General features: G+C 57.7%; 14 protein-coding genes and 2 pseudogenes. 7 read left to right on the forward strand and 9 right to left on the reverse strand.

What is annotated here, in order from left to right; genetic code table 11:
• Positions 1-1939: 1939 nt before the first annotated feature.
• Positions 1940-2313 (forward strand): annotated as a pseudogene (locus JQ611_RS26375) (DNA ligase); the annotation flags it as partial.
• On the opposite strand, the gene JQ611_RS26380 reads toward JQ611_RS26375, so the two are convergent.
• Positions 2308-2586: a DUF2934 domain-containing protein gene (locus tag JQ611_RS26380; protein ID WP_212467027.1), complete on the reverse strand. Its 279-nt coding sequence runs from the start codon at positions 2584-2586 to the stop codon at positions 2308-2310. The pseudogene JQ611_RS26375 and the gene JQ611_RS26380 overlap by 6 nt on opposite strands.
• 241 nt (positions 2587-2827) lie before the next feature.
• On the opposite strand from JQ611_RS26380, the gene JQ611_RS26385 reads away from it, so the two are divergent.
• Positions 2828-3010, forward strand: a complete 183-nt coding sequence (locus tag JQ611_RS26385; protein ID WP_212467028.1) for a hypothetical protein — start codon at positions 2828-2830, stop codon at positions 3008-3010.
• Between the two features lie 913 nt (positions 3011-3923).
• On the opposite strand, the gene JQ611_RS26390 is transcribed toward JQ611_RS26385, so the two are convergent.
• The 3 genes and pseudogenes from JQ611_RS26390 to JQ611_RS26400 all read right to left on the reverse strand — a co-directional run bounded on the left by JQ611_RS26390 (position 3924) and on the right by JQ611_RS26400 (position 5491).
• Positions 3924-4133, reverse strand: coding sequence for a hypothetical protein (locus JQ611_RS26390; RefSeq protein WP_249133461.1), 210 nt, complete (start codon positions 4131-4133; stop codon positions 3924-3926).
• A 986-nt stretch (positions 4134-5119) separates the two neighbouring features.
• Positions 5120-5318: pseudogene (locus JQ611_RS26395) on the reverse strand (hypothetical protein).
• A gap of 14 nt (positions 5319-5332) precedes the next feature.
• Positions 5333-5491 (reverse strand): hypothetical protein, encoded by a 159-nt coding sequence (locus JQ611_RS26400; protein WP_212039284.1) that lies wholly within the window; start codon positions 5489-5491, stop codon positions 5333-5335.
• Between the two features lie 104 nt (positions 5492-5595).
• On the opposite strand from JQ611_RS26400, the gene ligD reads away from it, so the two are divergent.
• A complete protein-coding gene (gene ligD, locus JQ611_RS26405; RefSeq protein WP_212467030.1) occupies positions 5596-6516 on the forward strand; it encodes a non-homologous end-joining DNA ligase in 921 nt (306 codons plus the stop codon).
• A 36-nt stretch (positions 6517-6552) separates the two neighbouring features.
• Positions 6553-6750, forward strand: coding sequence for a hypothetical protein (locus JQ611_RS26410; RefSeq protein WP_212415584.1), 198 nt, complete (start codon positions 6553-6555; stop codon positions 6748-6750).
• Between the two features lie 571 nt (positions 6751-7321).
• Here the strand turns inward: JQ611_RS26410 and JQ611_RS26415 are convergent.
• The gene (locus tag JQ611_RS26415) at positions 7322-7633 is read right to left on the reverse strand and encodes a PilZ domain-containing protein (protein WP_249133462.1); all 312 of its coding nucleotides are present in this window, start codon (positions 7631-7633) and stop codon (positions 7322-7324) included.
• 1267 nt (positions 7634-8900) lie between these two features.
• Positions 8901-9095, reverse strand: coding sequence for a hypothetical protein (locus tag JQ611_RS26420; protein WP_212467031.1), 195 nt, complete (start codon positions 9093-9095; stop codon positions 8901-8903).
• 201 nt (positions 9096-9296) lie between these two features.
• On the opposite strand from JQ611_RS26420, the gene JQ611_RS26425 reads away from it, so the two are divergent.
• The 3 genes from JQ611_RS26425 (at position 9297) to JQ611_RS26435 (ending at position 11958) form a co-directional block, all read left to right on the forward strand.
• The gene (locus JQ611_RS26425; protein WP_212467032.1) at positions 9297-9560 is read left to right on the forward strand and encodes a hypothetical protein; all 264 of its coding nucleotides are present in this window, start codon (positions 9297-9299) and stop codon (positions 9558-9560) included.
• Between the two features lie 1998 nt (positions 9561-11558).
• A complete protein-coding gene (locus JQ611_RS26430) occupies positions 11559-11753 on the forward strand; it encodes a hypothetical protein (protein WP_212467033.1) in 195 nt (64 codons plus the stop codon).
• A gap of 43 nt (positions 11754-11796) precedes the next feature.
• On the forward strand, positions 11797-11958 hold the full coding sequence (locus JQ611_RS26435; RefSeq protein ID WP_212467034.1) for a Flp family type IVb pilin: 162 nt from the start codon (positions 11797-11799) through the stop codon (positions 11956-11958).
• An 839-nt stretch (positions 11959-12797) separates the two neighbouring features.
• Here JQ611_RS26435 and JQ611_RS26440 read toward each other — a convergent pair.
• The 3 genes from JQ611_RS26440 to JQ611_RS26450 all read right to left on the reverse strand — a co-directional run bounded on the left by JQ611_RS26440 (position 12798) and on the right by JQ611_RS26450 (position 15254).
• Positions 12798-12968: a DUF2934 domain-containing protein gene (locus JQ611_RS26440; RefSeq protein WP_212467035.1), complete on the reverse strand. Its 171-nt coding sequence runs from the start codon at positions 12966-12968 to the stop codon at positions 12798-12800.
• Between the two features lie 813 nt (positions 12969-13781).
• Entirely contained in the window at positions 13782-14009 is a 228-nt protein-coding gene (locus JQ611_RS26445; RefSeq protein WP_212467036.1) for a hypothetical protein, read from the reverse strand.
• A gap of 564 nt (positions 14010-14573) precedes the next feature.
• Positions 14574-15254, reverse strand: a complete 681-nt coding sequence (locus JQ611_RS26450) for a recombinase family protein (protein WP_249133473.1) — start codon at positions 15252-15254, stop codon at positions 14574-14576.
• Between the last annotated feature and the right edge of the window lie 579 nt (positions 15255-15833).

Raw genomic sequence — 15833 nt, forward strand, 5'->3', positions numbered from 1 at the left:
CTTCGGGAGTTTCCTATGCTCCGCAATCATGGTGCCGCTGATTTTCTTAATCCACTTCTTTTGGGACGGCTTCGTGTGCTCATCGCCGCTATCCTCAAGCGATCCCAAGAGTCGATTAAAACGAGAGCGCGGACGTTAAAACGATTGTCCCGGCCGACTGAGGATTAACGACTACAAACCGGCCCGTAAGATATCGCCGCAGGGCGCACCCCGAAGTCCCAGTCCGAATCGCATTTTCGATCGTCGGTGCCGCATGGCATTCGCGCCACGCGGTCTGCCCCGCCGATCGGTGAATGCGTTATGTGGCAAGTACGAATCGAAGTGGAGTCGAATCATGTTTCGAGCACGATAAAAGAAAGCGGTGTTGCATGGACGCGACATGACAATGCCGCATCAGGCTTGGCAACGGTGGAAACAAAGAACTTGCAAAAGCGGAACCCCCGCCGGTCTGGGAAGACGGCGGGGGTTATGCAGGAAAGATGGCATGAGGCTAAAGCTCGGAGTCTCTAGGTGTCGCGCCAAGGACCCGCACATCAATCGAAGCGCGGATGCTAAGTTTCAGCAAGGCGATTTGGTGAGCAAGCCGCACAGTATTTCAGCGTTGACGTGCTGGAACAAAACACCTGTTGACCGCGCTTGTATTCGGCGGTGGTCCAGCGTTTGTGGTGCCGACGGACGTGGGGAAGTGCCCGAAAATGGGTGGCTATTTTTCGCTTTCGGAATAATTCGAAGCTGTTCGCAGTTCGAACGTCCCCAGCCGAAATTCATCGGTTTCTATTGGGCCGCCTAGGGTTCGGACGAGAGTGAAAGCCGCGGTTGGGTTGTTTTCCCATACCCATAAATCCTCGGCTGTTATCGTCAGCCAGCCGAACCTAAACATGTATCGACCTGGATCTTTGACGCGCCCAACCTGTGCCCAAGTGAGCTTGTTGATATCCGACATTCGTCCATCGCGTTGCGTACACAGCCTCAAACCATTGGGCGAAGCGTTTGGTTCCTAGCCTCTATGACATTGGAAGAATTAGTCTGGGTACAGAGCTGCTTTACACAATCCCAAGCGCCGCGTGCGTCAGCAAGCTTGATTTGGACCGGGATCGTGTCCGTGAACGAAAGCGCGATACGTAAATTCTTGCGCCCTGCAGTCGATCGTGGCGCCACAGAAACAGCGTGCTAGGGCGACGCGAGGGTCAGCTACGAGGTCGTCGCAAACCGGGGTAAAGAGTTGGCTGAGAACTTGCGGATAGGCTGAGGCCTGTTTCCGTCTCACCGACTCTTACGCGGGTCAGGATGCTTATCTCGACTTGGCTCCGCCCTTACCGGCGGAGCTTTCTTCTTGACGTTAGGAACGTTCCGGCGCCTTAGGAATCGACTCTGCGCTCCCGATAGACTCCTCAACCTCTGACCGGGAGAAAACCCCCACTGGGTTGGCGGCCTGCAGCGTTGCGCATTGCGCTGGGGCCGTTTGCGCCGAGGGTGCGCGGACGGGATGCTTCGCCAAAAGAAAAAGCCGCCTCGAAGGGCGGCTTTAGTTTAACCATTGACGTCCACCCACGGGGGATGGGCTTCAACTGTTAATTCCGGCTCGTGACCGTTTTTTTACAGGCGCCCCCGCCTGACTGCTCAGTCTGCTGTTCGCGACGGGTAGCTGCATCGCGGCAGCCCGTTCTTTCCGTTCCTTCTTGGAAAACTCGCGCTCGCGTTGCTCGAAAACCACAAGCTCCCGTTGCGCCGCTTCAAGAAAGCGATCACGCGGTGTTATTGCCAATTGAGTGTGTCCCGTCATTACGCACCGAACTGATTGCCTAGCCCCTTCTACCCAGGTGCGGGAACCGGGAAAAGGTTCGGCCACGTTTCCGTTGCCGCTGCAGGATTTCACTGACCGCTATGAAGGCCGGTATCGAGACGTCCAACTGCCGCTGCCGATGCGCTTGGTCTGAAGATGGCGCCGCGGAAGAAACCCGCCGCGATCGGCGTCAAGGCGCCCTTCCCCGGGTTCATTGCGGCAGCACTGGCATCCTCGATCGACAAGGTGCCATCCGGCGAACGCTGGATCCACGAAATCAAGCTCGACGGTTACCGCGTCCAAGTCCATCTCGCGAACGAAGCGGTGAAGGTCTTCACACGTCGTGGCCACGATTGGACAAATCGGTTCAAGAAAGCTGCCAACGACGCATGGCACATCAGTGCAGGCTCTGCGATCATCGTGGCTAGATCGTTGTGCCGGCCGCCGATGGCACGACAGATTTTTCCGTTCTGCAGAACGAACTCAAGGGCAAGTCCGACAAGATCGTTTTCGGCTCGGCGGCGCTACTCGCTTCCACGTTCTCTTAATTCCGATTCCGCCTGGAGCCAGAACTCTAAGTCCCGACCCACCGGGCGGCCCTGCTGCACCGACAGCTCGTGGGCACGCGCCCTGATTTCTTCTTTGGTCCGTCGCGCCGCCAGGCGCTGCCGTAGCTTCTGTCTCAGCTCCTCGACCCAGGCGGTAAGGCGCTGATAGGTAGTCTGGTCGGTTACCCTGGAAGCTATCCGGGTCGCCTGCTCGATCTTGCGTTCCAGTTCGCGGGGATCCTCATTCTGGTCCATGGCTAACCTCCGTCAATGTATGACGAAGTTGGCCGGCAATTGTTCGCTTCCTCACTTAGAAGGACTAGTCGTATGGAACGGTCGCGGCGGTCGTGAATTAGCGAAGCGTCGTGCCAACCCCGAGCACGATAGACAACCTCCAAGACGGCCCTGGATTTCGTGCACCAGGGCCGTCGCTTTTTGAGGGCGGTCTGAACTTAGCGGTGTTAGGGTGTGTTCATGGCTAGCTGGAGTGCCCGCCGTGAAGGACTATCAAAAGCAGTTAGAAAAGCTCAGGACCGACGCGGCCGAATGCAGACTGATTAGCGACCTCGCCACGGACCCGGCAAAGCGGGATCTGTTTGACCGGCTGGCCTTGCATCTCACAACCCTTGCCGATCAGGTTAAAGAGGCCTTGCTTCATCGGAAGCCAACCGGAGCTTAAGAGGTACGGTCGCCTGAGGCGATAAAGGCCAACCAGTAAATAGCTAGGACCGCTACCGCTACAATTACGGCCACCAGCGCCCAATCGCGTTTCGTGAGCAGTTCAAGCATAGTTGGTTCTCAAAGGCGGCTAACGTGGCCGTTGCATCCAGATTTCAACAATGCCCAGCATGCACCGAAACCGAATTGCGGTAGATGCACAAGTGTACAGAACTCTGGTGCTGGTCCGCGCGTTATTGTTCCATCAAATTGGAGCAGCGCCATGCAGCGACGCCGTTTCGGACCTCCAACAAGCTCACTCGACGAGCGCGCCAAGGAGCGAGCCGAGCAACTTCTCAAGGAAGCTCAGAACACCCCACCGGGGGCTCAGCGCGATAAGCTTCTGCGCAGGGCACGACAGGCGGAAATCGTTTCCCATATGCAAGAGTGGCTTTCTTCCCCCGGCCCACGACAGCCACGGTAAGAACATGCAGTTTGCTCTTAGGCTTGCTCCGTCTGGAACAGCGCCCCGCGTCTGGAATTAACCCCACGTCGTATACCCTGACGCCGTGAACCTTGCGATGCTTGGAAGTAGGAACAGGCCCTGGACGGAGGAAGATGATCGCCGGCTGCTTGTATTGCGAGACAGCGGCAGATCTTATCTTTCGATAGCGGTGGCCATGAGACGCTCGGCCTCGGCGATTAGAGGTCGTCTGTGTATTGTCCGGGCACGGGCGAGATCCACCCCAAGCTCGCTGAAGGCCGATGCGTAGCGCCATTCGAACCCTGCATCCCGCCCCGCGCCACCAGGTCCCGACCTCCATAAGCTGGATCCATCAGGTTTAGCACGACGGCTACCCGCTGATCGTTCCTCACGAGGGCAAGCGCGTACGTCTGTTCACACGGAACGGTTACGACTGGAGCGATCTCTTCGCCTAATCCTCAGGACGATGAAGGAATTTGGCAGGATGAGCAGGCAGCAAATGGAAATCAGGAGGTTCGAAATTTCTTCCGTTTTCGTCGGTGATAGAGGTTTTCCAACCTTCTTCGATGAAGATTTTGGCCTTGGCTACAGCGATAAGGGCACTCTCTCTTGTGCTTCGTATGGTTTCGTCGCCGCGTTCTGCGACTATTTTATAGGTCAAAGTGTTGCTCCCGGTCTTTCTACACATATGACTAAGGCCATGCGGGCGTTACACCGCATGGCCTTTAGCCGGGACTGTCCCGCTCCTCGCGTGATTCCGTCTCCGCTTGCACTAACCGCGGACGGGCGAAGACGTTCCTGACGAGATCGGAGCAACGGCAACGAAAAAACCGGCCGGAGTACACCCGCGGGCAGCTGCGCCGTTCCATGCACGGCGCGCATAGTGCTCATCGAAACCTGCCCCGTTAGGCGGACGTAACCGATGCGCTGGAGGAATTGCTAATCCAGGCCTAAAGCCCTCGTCGTCAAGCACAGTTTTTGAAGCTTGACGGCGGGGGTGCACGCGTATGCGATGACGGATGACAGGCTACTGCTTGTCGAGATGGGGCCGGGGTCGAGGGGGAAATGCAGTGGCTAAGCTTCTAGCTTCGCCCAGTGGCCTGTTTTGAATCTGCGAGTGGCCTATTTCGGCCAGTACCCGCTATCCGTTGCGGCCATTGCGGGGATACCCCTCTTGCTTTCCAGCGAGCTATGCCGAATCCCGAGCGCGGCTGCTCTGGAAACACGAATCCGGGACCTACGTGAAGTTAACCCCGGTCGGCGCCCCGAAACGCCCGCCTAGGAACCAATTCGTCCTGCAGCGATTGACGGGGCGGCCGGGATCACCCCGGCGGGTCGCGCCTCGCCACGGAAGGCTGTCATGGTTGAATCCTCATTACCCCGCTTCCTTGTCAGGCAAGACGGCAGCGGCACAAATTGGATGGTGTGGGACCGACTATCAAAGCGACCAGCCAGGCTTAAGGACGAGGAGCTTGTGAAGCTGGCATTCTCGGCCGCTGAAGCCCTCCGGGATTCTCTGAACGCTGGTCCACCGACCCATGGCTGACCGTCAGCAGCGGCCGCCGTTTTACGTTCCAAAGCGTTTCTTCACGGGATGAGACCACTTCATCACTCTGACTCGCTAGCTCGCTTGGAGCGTTGCGAGCTTTACCCCGGGTTTGCGGCACCCGTAGCCGTCCAGTAGCCCGGAGCTTTGACGATCACCTCATGACCCTGCCGGAGCGCCAATGAAGCTGCGGCAACCGCGGCTTCGAATGCGGATTCCTTGGTTTGATAGACATTCTCTGCCTTGCCGTCATGGCTCACTCGCCGCTCCCCCGCGCTGCGCGATTTCGTAAGACGCCAATCCATTGTCAGCTCCTAATGTGTTCCGGACTTTTGCCACTTCTCAAGGTCGATCTTGGCTCCGTCGTTGCGCTGCTCTTTCTCCGGGTTGCCCTTCCATGGCTTGTCCGTCTGTGCGTGCGAGCCTTGATCGGTGCGTTGGCGAGGGTCGTCTTTCGGGGTTTCTTTGCTCATGGTTCCTCCTGCTAATTTAATCGCTTAGCCGGCATCCCGTTCCAGTGTGGGGAACAAATCAGCAGCGTTTCGCTTGAATCCCGGTTCCGTGACGGAGTTGCGTTGTGGCGTTTCAGCGGAGGAAACCGGCGGCGATCGGCGTAAAGGCGCCGTTCCCCGGATTCATCGAGCCTGCGCTCGCAACCTCGATCGGCAACGTCCCCAATGGGGAACGCTGGATCCACGAGATCAAGTTCGATGGCTACCGCGTCCAGGTCCACCTCGCCAATGAAGCGATCAAGGTCTACACCCGGCGCGGCAATGACTGGACCAACCGGTTCAGGAAGATCGCCGACGATGCCTGGCACATCAGCGCCGGATCCGCGATCATCGACGGCGAAGTCGTGGTGCCGGCCGCCGACGGCGCCACGGATTTCTCCGTCCTGCAGAACGAACTGAAGGGAAAATCCACCCGCATCGTGCTGGTCGCCTTCGACCTGCTCTATCTCAACGGCTACGACCTGCGAAAATTGCCGCTGATGGAGCGCAAGGCGCACCTCAAGAAACTGATCGCCGCGACCGACATCCAGTTCAGCGAAAGCTTTGAGACCGACGGCCGCGAGATATACAAGCACGCCTGCAAGGTCAGGTTGGAAGGCGTAGTCTCAAAGGTGCGCGACAGCGTCTATGCGTCCGGCCGGGGCAACAACTGGGTCAAGAAGACCTGCGCCCAGCGCGAGACGCTGGCGATTGCCGGGTTCGCGCTCGACGGCAACGATTGGGACGGCATCTATCTCGGCCGGCGGAAAGGAAAAGACCTGGTCTACGCCGGCAAGGTCGATCATGGTTTCGATAAAGGGTCGGCGGTGCGTTTGCGCCAAGCACTCACGCCGCTGATCCGCAAAACCCAGCCTTACGCCAAACGGATTGCGCATAGGGGGATCTGGGTCGAACCCCAGTTGATGGCCGAGATCGAGTACCGTGCTAAGTCCGCCGAGGGTAAGGTGCGACACCCATTTTTCAAAGGACTGCGGGAGGACATATGAAACCGCGCGATGCCGCCACCCGATCGCGAGAGGTACATGATCTTCGCCGCCTCGATCCCGACGGCTTCCTCCGCCAAAACCTATACCCTCTTTGTCGAAGACGCGCGCGCTCAGGCGCGCGATTTCCTTCGGGAGTATCCTGCCGGCGGCTACATGACGATTGTAGAGCACTGGCGTCAGCTTCCGGACAGCCAAATTCAATTCACAATGCGGAGGCTGCCATGTGCCGATTGAGGAGCCGCGCGAATGATGAGAGATAGGATGACGGGTAGTCGTGCGCAGAAGGTGACGACCTGGTTGGCTAGACGGAGCCTACGCCAGCTGGGCGAGCATGAAGCGCTCGCCGAGCTGGAGCGTGCGCGAAAGATCGCCGTCGAAAGTCACAAAGCCAACTCGCGTGCAGGCCGGTCCACGCTGACGCAAAATTTCGAAGGATGAACAAGCCGTGGATGGCCGACGAGGACGAGGCGCCTAGAAAGCGCATGCTCGCAAGCCCCTGAACGTCCTTGCAGAGAGAGCGCATCGAACGCGCCAACTGCCGGTGCTCGTTACCGGCGGGGCCGGGCGGCATGGAACGCGAGCGTTTGATGATTACCCGACGCAACTCGTAAAGCTCGGCCATGGTGTAGCATTTGGTTTCAACATCGGATTGGCGATTAGCTGAGGGCATGATGCTCCCCTTGATCGGGCGGCAGGTTGCGCGACGCGGTTGCCTATCTCGCAAGACCGTTCCCAAATCAGAACGCGATATGCCGGCGGTCACGACCGCGGCCTAGATGCTTACAAACGCAGCGGATGCGCGCCCTTAGGATTTCTTCTTTTCGCCGGGTTTGATGAAATGGACACCAACCTGATCGCCATTGACCCAAGCGAGTTCGCACCGCCGATATGCTTTTCCCATAGTCGACAGCACCAGGAAAAACTCCTTCATGGCAAGACCTTCAACCGAGCCGTCGATTGAAAGTCTGGCGCCGGTATCCGACGCATCCAGCATTGTACAGGGTCGACGCCAAGTACCGTCGATCGCCATCATGTTGGCCGTAAATCCCTTCTCGAATACGACCCTGTGCGCCTTGCGCTTTTCCGTCATGAACCGCCCTGCAAAAAAAGCCGCCATCGGTGTCAGTCCGACGACGGCTTTTCATAACACGCTCAATCCAGCAGATTTAGCCTGGGCCGGTTTGGTTAAACAAAGGTAAACCGCCGACGTGAACCGGCAGGCTGTCTCGTTGGGCGCTCAGATCCGGCAGTGATCGGATCAGCGTCACCACCGGCGCATGGCTCTGGCGGGTCCGGTGGCAACTGACCACCCAAAATCCGATTCAGAAATCTTTAATAAATTCGTAACAGCCTCCTCCGGCAACGGGAGGCATGACATGCGCGTGTCCGAAGAATTCTTCGAGTGGGCGACTTGCATTGCCCTGTGGGGATCTACCTTGCTCGTCGTCGCGTTTAGCTGATCTGTCTCTAGAGCTTCCGAGCTACGCCAATGACAGCCCCCAAGGGTCCCAGTGATTCAAACCAGCTAGCCAAGTCGATGATAGATATTGCGACGGGGCAGCAACCGAGTCCGGTCGATAGCAGACCGGCGCCGGTCGAGCCCGATGGAGCGCCAGCCCACGCAGCATCAATAGGGCCAGAACGGCGCGCCGAGATCACCAAGAAGGCGAGCAGTAAGGAGTGCGGAGAACAAAAAGGCCCTGTGAAGCGGGGCTAAGTCTCGGAAGCAATCCTTTAAACTGACCCGGCGTGCGGGCTTGAAAAGCGTATCGGAAGACTGCGCCGGCTATCCTACCCTAAGATTGTCTGCCGACTCCTCACCTCGGTTCGTAACGACCCTGCAGCTCGCCTTCGCATCTTGCGTTGTGCCCTACCGGCGCGTCGAAGCGGTTAACCCCTCGTAACGCCCTGCAATCAAATGCAAAACGAGACAAGATCACCCCGTTAAAATTTGACACTTATTGTCTCCGCAAGAATATTTCGGGGCGGAACAATGAAAACTTCAAACAGGCTACAAATCGACAGCATCCACAGCCGTGCAATCTGCAACGAGATTGGGGAGCGTCTACGCACGATCCTTCGCCCCGAAACGGCCGATTTGCCCGTCCGGCTTCAAGTCCTGATCGATCGACTTGCTGATCATGACCGTCAAGTGGACCCATCAATTGTGCCCGACCTTGACGACATGATTTGGCAACCGAGCCCAGCTGTATCGCCCGCGGCAGAACTCGTCCTGGGTCGTTTTTAGTTTTTGCATCGCGAGCTCTAGCGGCTTGCCGATGCCCTCCCCAATGCACGCCCCGATCGGGATGAATACCGGATCGTGAAGTGGGCCCCTGGCTCCTGGGAGTTAATCGGCGGGGAACTAATTGCGAATATTTTGCTTAAAGTCCCTTATTGCTTTGGTGGAGTTTCGGATGACCGACCGGCAATTGGCTCTCACAGCCGTGAGCGAAGCCCAGCGGATCCTTGAAGAGTACCTCGAACCCCGACCGCATAATAACGAACTCCTCCTGGATAGGCTGGTTGAGGTGCTTGCGCGGCCCGACCTCATAGTCGCCGTTGATCGTCTCCAGCATGGCAATGACTGGTGAAACCAAGAAAACCCGCGGGGTGAACCGGTGGGCTCTCCTACTCGGGGGTTGACGGGGTCTCTGCGTCCGCGGGGCTCGATAACCGTGTTCTTACGGGGAGCAACTGGCAAGCCGTTTGCGATGGATGCTTCAACTGTTCGGCCTGAAACTTTAGATGTGCCGAACTCAGACATTCGGAGCACGCTCATGAACATGCAGCCCCATTTTGACACAGCGCGCGAGGTCACAGTAATTAGGAGGATGCTGGCTGATCTCGTTCGCATGACCCAGCTGATCGAATCCGACATCGTAGCCGAAGAAGAGCGCGCCAGAATTTCCGACCAAGCTGACGCCAAGTATTCGATGCTGGCGAGGTCGCTGATCGAGCGGCGAGATAATATCAGGATGACCATTGCTGGCCTTGAAGGGCGTCTCATCCAGCAGCACGAACAGCTACCGACTGCGGCTTAGCGCAGGTGTTCAGGCGCTTGGCCTTGCTGCCGGGCTAGGCCTTTTCTCGCACTCACAGTCAATTGAGGTTAGGTTGCCCTTTCGCCCTCTCCGGTATTAAGTACGAAAGATGCGGCCGACCAGCCGCAACCGAGTCAGCTGGCTAACTGTCTCTCTCGCGCAACATCCGCTACGTTCCTGGTTTGGAACCGCAACTAGGACTCCAAAATCTTCTGGGCGCGGATCAGTATTCGAAAGGCCGGGAAGGCGGATCGAGCGTACCTAAAATATTTGAGCCCAGTTGGTCGCAGCGCGAAAATGCCTGCGGCTTCCACTCGATTCACGCCATAAAATAGGATCGGGAAAATGGCCCGGGATGGCACGCCGGCATGAGTCGGCCGATGTGCCCCAAGCAGCAAAAAGCCGCTGACGCCGGCGCTTAATACCGGGCACGATTGTAGCGGAACTTTGCAGAGCTACCTGCGTCGTCATTCTCGAGCGCCCCCTCGAACCGTACCATAGAGATAACGGTGTTTAGTCGGTTCAAGTCCAATAGGCAGCGAGAGAATATCCGGAGGGATCGCAAATACCTTGCGGCCAGGGCTCGGCGGCTGTTGAAAAACTACTTGTCTACGGATGGCCCATCGAAAGCAGCGATATACGAATTGGTTGCTGGAGCAGCTGCAGGGTGCCAGCCTGATGTTTCTGACCCTGAGTTGGAGGGCGTGCGGCTCGCTCGAGCCTCTGCCGAAGTCGCCCTCAACGTCGTTAGGGTGCGCGAACACCAAGCAGTCGAGGACAACAATCAATTAGCGGCATTGATCACTGATGCTTACGCAACGGTAGCCATTGCGTACGGCCGGGCCTCCGCGGCCTATACGGTTGATGAGGAGATGCAGAAGTTAGGGACTGCGGCTGTGCACCTCCTTACCATAGCAACTTCATATATGACTGGCCATTCGGATGACGTACAGCAGAAATGACGGATGCTCTCAGCGGAACAGCCGTAGACATTGCGACGGGGAATATTGACTTGATCGACTTGGCGAGCTGGTTGTGGTCGCGGGGGCGCTTTGGATGGATCAAGGGATCGGCATTGTGGTGATCATCGGTTTGTGCGTGCTGTTTGGGATGTGAGTAACCCGCCATCCCCGACCTAACCGATACCGACGCAAAGAGGCCGCCTCAGTCGGCGGCCTCCTTCAGTCGATGCTTCACTGAAACACTTCATCGAACACGCCGCTGATAGGCCTGCCCGATTGCAGCATCGGGATCATCGCGGCCTTCAGCCGCTTCAAAGCGAGCGCCGCAGCGTTCGGCCGGTGCTCTGCATTTCCGAGACCAGCCTTAACTTCTGATCGGCAATTATCTGCAAGTATGAATGCGGGTTGGTTTGTCCGAGTAAATCAAGAAACTTGCCACCACTGCATAAAGGGCCAGCGTAACGCTGCTTATTATAAGGAAGTCACGCTTCCGCTCCCCTCACGTTCGAAGACTGGGTCTCGATCGTACGCTTCGCGGACGTGTCGGTCGTGGCCGCAACATTGATAGTAGCGCACACAGCGTGCCCTGTTAGTCGCGTGGCGGCCGTGTGATATCTGGCGCATCGCCTGTCGCTATGTCGAACAGGTAGCAGGCACCAGCGCCCAACTTCGCGCCACCGATCAGCGCGAGTAGCGCCATTACCCAACGCATGTAGGTTCCCGGAAAATCGGCGGCAAAAACAAGCAGCAGTCCGCACGCAGCCCCCAATGCTGCGGCAACAAAATATCTGACGGGCATTACCTAGCAACATCGGGGACGGTCATTAGTTCCCGCTTGCGCGAGGCTGCGACGGGTGTGCTTCAGGCGCGCTGCCGAGAATGGGCACCGCGCCCTGCAACCACACGGAATGCATCGCCTCCCATCCGGTGCGCACAGATTCGCCTTTAGCATCTCCGTTGCATCGATCTAAATTCGATAGAGCTGCCGATCACAGGCGACAGCAATTCCGTTGGCCTGCAGACAGGAGTAGAAGAAATGATGACCAAGACTGCGAAGCGTGAGCTTTATGTGGACGAACTGGACGCCGTCAACGGCGGCAAGGACAATCTGGTCGTGTGCGTTAGAACGCGTTCATCGTGGCCCGGCGGCGCTCGTGGGAAGAGCTCGGCACCCGACAAAGTGTACACTTGTGAACACTCTATGATGACAGCCCACCCCGGTTTTCTGTGATGAGATTCATCGAAGGTTAGCTTCTGCCTGCATTACACGAGTCATGAAAACACTCAGCAGGTTTCTCAAAGACGAGTCCGGTGCCACGGCCATTGAATACGGCCTCATCGCTGCCGGTATTGCCCTCGCGATTATCGCTGCAGTTCAGGGCGTTGGCGGCAAGCTCGCCACCAACTTTGGAAAGATCAGCACGTCCCTGAAGTAAGGCACGATGCGCAGCTTGTGGATGTAGCGCTTTCCGTTGCCCCGCTATGCCATCTGAGACCCGTCGGATCGCCGGCGGAAGTTAGTATAATCCGGGTGGCCAAGGGTGAGCCGGGCATTTGTCGGGAACTCATGCAAGGTTGGATATCGCATCAGGACACCCGCAATGATCCTCTAACGGGTCCATTAGGTCGAAGATTCAGCAGCCGGAGACCGGCGCTGACCTATGGAACCGACAAGGGACTTAAGATCGAACTCCGGTACGACGGAAAACCTTGTGAGAGGCCGGGCCGCGCTGAAAGCTCAAGAGAAGGTTTTGCATAAGCGCCACGGGGTTGTGGCTGGCTCGGAAGCCATCGCAACCATGCTGACCCCTATAGCGTGTCGCAATCTGAAATCACAAGCCAAGCCGGTAAAGAAGAGCCTACGGTCCGGCCGCTCCGGCCGACAATGTCTGGTGACCAGCAGCTACGAGGGGCAAAGCCGACGCGGTCAATAGCCTTGTGCGAATCCGTCGGCCGCAGTCCGCTATCACCTCAGGAGCGGACATTGACGGGCCATGGCGGCATGTCCGAAAAGTGCCGCCAGAAATAGCAGGACGTCCCTGACCATTCATTTCTCTAACTGCCGAGCTAACCGAAGCAGATGGCTTGAGCTTTCGCCAACAATCTCGCGCGCGATTTCCGCTGCTGGCTAACAAGCGACGTCAAGAAAGATGCCGCCCGCTCCGCAAGCAACCAAGGCGATATCGACTGATTACCTATTAGCAAAATCCCTGTCGCAAAAAGTCGCATGATAGCCCCAAAAGCCCGGTTGGACGGCTAATGCTGACCGTGGGGCTTATCCAGGAACGATCCCTGGCGGTCCTGCATTTTCTTCGGCGTTATGGCGGCTAAGGAGATCTTCTTCCGCCAAGTACCAAAAGGTGTCCATCTGGCCATCAGGTCCGCCCGCCTCTCTCCACAATTCAAAAGCCCGCGAACGAACTTCATCTTCGGTTGGATAATCCATCCAAATCCCTCTAAATTCAATCGCTATACTATGACTGCTAATCCACTTGACGCTGACGGGTTCCCAATCTGCGCTGTGAACACGAACTGCGGACGCGATTCTGCTCTAGACGTATTCGCGCGCACATGACGACCTGCTTTAGCTAAGCCGCCAGTTCAAAAATATGCCGGAGTGAGGCCACTAACAGACTTGTTCCGCAAGCAGGCAAGGCCAAATGAGCCGCCAGCGGGACAACCAGACGATCTACGCTCTCACACCAATTCAAAAAACTTCACGAGATCCCCTCCTGCGCCTGGGCCTCGAAGCGATCCGCACTCTCCAAAAGCTTATTTTTCTCTCTACCAGGCGGCATCGTTGCGGCGCGCTTACGGTATTCTTCGGCTGTCTGTAGAAAGCGTTCTTTGAGACTAGCGACAGGTAGGTTTCGGCTACGTGTGCTCATCGAAATCTCGCAAAGTTCAATTGTCTTAAACGCGGATTTCCCAGAACCGTTCCTGGTCCCGCCAGACTCAGGCTAAGAACGCTTCAGCCTCTTGACCGACCGCACGGGCAAGACAGAGATGCTTTGCCTCAAGTGCGACAAAGTTGACCCGATGAAGACCAATATGGCGGCGAGGTGGGCCGATAGCGGCCTAACGGGACCGACGGCGGCTTAACCGATACGTAGAGGCTTGCTGAGGAAGTAAGCCCGGTTGCCGGTGGCGGCTTCGGCGTACTGATCTGGAAGCAATACCCTTCCCGGGTTGCGAGGCGCCGGGCTTCCTCCAGTGCTACCAGAAGGTGTGTTGGTGCCGTCATCGAAGTATTTGAGAGCTACCATTTCCCACCCCCCAGCACTCTCCGAAGCGCTGGCTGTTCGCATTTCAACTTCTCTCTCTGCTCACAAAGGGCATCGATCTTCGCTAGCATCCTGACCAGTAGCAGCTCAGCCGAGGCGGTCGAGATCCCCACCCGCTGGAGCTGGAGGATTTCCTTGCGATGACGGCTGACCTGCACGCGCATGTGCTCGATCTCAGCCCTGACGAAGTCGAGGTCCGGCATGGGTCGCTCTATAAATAATGATGTCAGATTAGAACGAACCAAGAACCAAGAGTCAATCCGCTAGGGCTTGTGGCTCCTACTTCACCGCTTCTAGCGGTTTCCAGTCCAAGTATTCGTAGGCGCCAGACCAAGCCAGCACGGCGGTGCGACAGGACGCGCAGATATATTGACCGGGATGGCGCTCCCCGCTCGCTCTGAGTTGTTGAGCGGCCTCATAGACTTCGCCGCATGTCGGGCAGGAGAACAGGACGTTTATCGGCATTTTTCATCATAGCCCAAGAGACAGGCGATCCAAGGAGAGGTTAGCCGCTCGTGCTGTCGTCGCTTTTTCCGGGCTCAGGAAGTGCACCCGTACCTGGCGTTTTGCTGTTGTCGGTCAACTCGGGTTTGGCATGCGGTCCCGCGGCAGGAGTCTTTGAGGACTGTTGAGCGCGCTTTTTGTCTCTGGGTTGGTCTTGCCCGCGCTCATCCTGGACAATCCCGTGATCTTTGCTGTTTTCCATCAAGGACAAGTTCCGCAAGGGGGTGTGGTTCCAAGCGCGATAGTCAAAGGGAATTTCCCGTCTATAAAAAGCTCTCAGACCGGGCCAAAAGATTGGTAACCGATGACGGATGCCATGCGCCGCCGTGTGGGGATTTAAAGCCTCGCCTGTTCAGAGCTTTCGCCATTGCTCGCAGGGTCGTGGCCCCTTCAGACCGCACGGCCTGGACGACAGGCACTAAGCTCTCCGCAAACCGATCCGCGCCTTCGATCAGGGCCGCTCGGCCGAAACTGCCCGCCTGCGCTAAATTGCGCGGATTGCCCAAAGTCGCTCCCGCCGCCTTCTTTGCCGCCAGTGCCGCCTTTGTCCGCCCCGAGATCATGCGCCGTTCCTTCTCGGCCAGCGCGGCGTAAAGATGCAACATGAAGGGGTCGGCATCTCGGCCGAGTTCGGCGACGATGAAGGGCACTCGTTGAGCCATCAGCCCGGCCACAAAGGCCACGTCGCGCGACAGGCGGTCGAGCTTGGCAACAACTACGCAGCATTTCCCAGCCTTGCCGCGGCCAGTGCTGCCGCCAGTTGCGGGCGCCGCTCCAGGGCATCCGCGCCCTTTCCCGGTTTCGGCTTCGATATACTCGCCCGCAATTGTGACGGATTCATTGGCAGCGAAGCGCTCGATGGCCGCCCGCTGAGCATCAAGCCCGAGACCAGAGCGGTGCTGGCGTTGCGTAGAGACCCTCAGATATGCAATCGCGCGCTCCATGTCCAAAGGGCATACCACCGTATGCGGTTTGGTCGTAGCGTAAACAAGAGCAACACAGTTGCTGTTTTCAATGTTGCAACAGCGCGGACATTCACTGTCATTTTATGGGGCTTCGCGACAGCGGAAGCCTCGCTGCGTGGCCATCCTTTCATGTACGTTGCCGGGCGGCGCGGCGTATCAGCAAATGAGCGCACCATTCACCCATTGTGGCCGTTTAATCGCGCACGCTACTTTGGCTCGCATAGCGCTGCACCCATTCCTCAATCGTTAGGCACTTGCCGGGCACCAGCACGATTGGCTGCTGCATCAGCCGGCAAGCCGCCAGGTGCAGCCGCTCCTCTGCGGCCGGCGGCTCGATGAGATGGATGACGTACGCAAGTTCTCCGCCGGCACTTGCCCTGCTAGCGCATGCACGCCGGATCACTTCAGCCGCAACATCCTGGGCGATAGCGCGCGCATTACGCTTTGACTGACGGCTCACGTTCCGGATACTAAACGCAGTCGGTTGCCGTCACCGTCATCCTGCACTACCGGCGTCGCGTCGCCCCTATCACCGGAAGCGCCAGGTCCGAAAACTGC

This window comes from Bradyrhizobium sp. AUGA SZCCT0182 (genome assembly GCF_018130185.1).
In the GTDB taxonomy this organism is placed as follows: Bacteria; Pseudomonadota; Alphaproteobacteria; order Rhizobiales; family Xanthobacteraceae; genus Bradyrhizobium.

Excerpts from the sequence above, each read along its gene's own strand:
- JQ611_RS26400 (WP_212039284.1), bottom strand. The coding sequence starts at position 5,491 with ATGAGCAAAGAAACCCCGAAAGACGACCCTCGCCAACGCACCGATCAA.
- JQ611_RS26445 (WP_212467036.1), bottom strand. The coding sequence starts at position 14,009 with ATGCCGGACCTCGACTTCGTCAGGGCTGAGATCGAGCACATGCGCGTG.
- JQ611_RS26410 (WP_212415584.1), top strand. The coding sequence starts at position 6,553 with ATGATCTTCGCCGCCTCGATCCCGACGGCTTCCTCCGCCAAAACCTAT.
- JQ611_RS26430 (WP_212467033.1), top strand. The coding sequence starts at position 11,559 with ATGATGACCAAGACTGCGAAGCGTGAGCTTTATGTGGACGAACTGGAC.
- JQ611_RS26425 (WP_212467032.1), top strand. The coding sequence starts at position 9,297 with ATGAACATGCAGCCCCATTTTGACACAGCGCGCGAGGTCACAGTAATT.
- JQ611_RS26380 (WP_212467027.1), bottom strand. The coding sequence starts at position 2,586 with ATGGACCAGAATGAGGATCCCCGCGAACTGGAACGCAAGATCGAGCAG.
- JQ611_RS26415 (WP_249133462.1), bottom strand. The coding sequence starts at position 7,633 with ATGGCGGCTTTTTTTGCAGGGCGGTTCATGACGGAAAAGCGCAAGGCG.
- JQ611_RS26440 (WP_212467035.1), bottom strand. The coding sequence starts at position 12,968 with ATGGATTATCCAACCGAAGATGAAGTTCGTTCGCGGGCTTTTGAATTG.
- JQ611_RS26450 (WP_249133473.1), bottom strand. The coding sequence starts at position 15,254 with ATGGAGCGCGCGATTGCATATCTGAGGGTCTCTACGCAACGCCAGCAC.
- JQ611_RS26435 (WP_212467034.1), top strand. The coding sequence starts at position 11,797 with ATGAAAACACTCAGCAGGTTTCTCAAAGACGAGTCCGGTGCCACGGCC.
- JQ611_RS26420 (WP_212467031.1), bottom strand. The coding sequence starts at position 9,095 with ATGCTGGAGACGATCAACGGCGACTATGAGGTCGGGCCGCGCAAGCAC.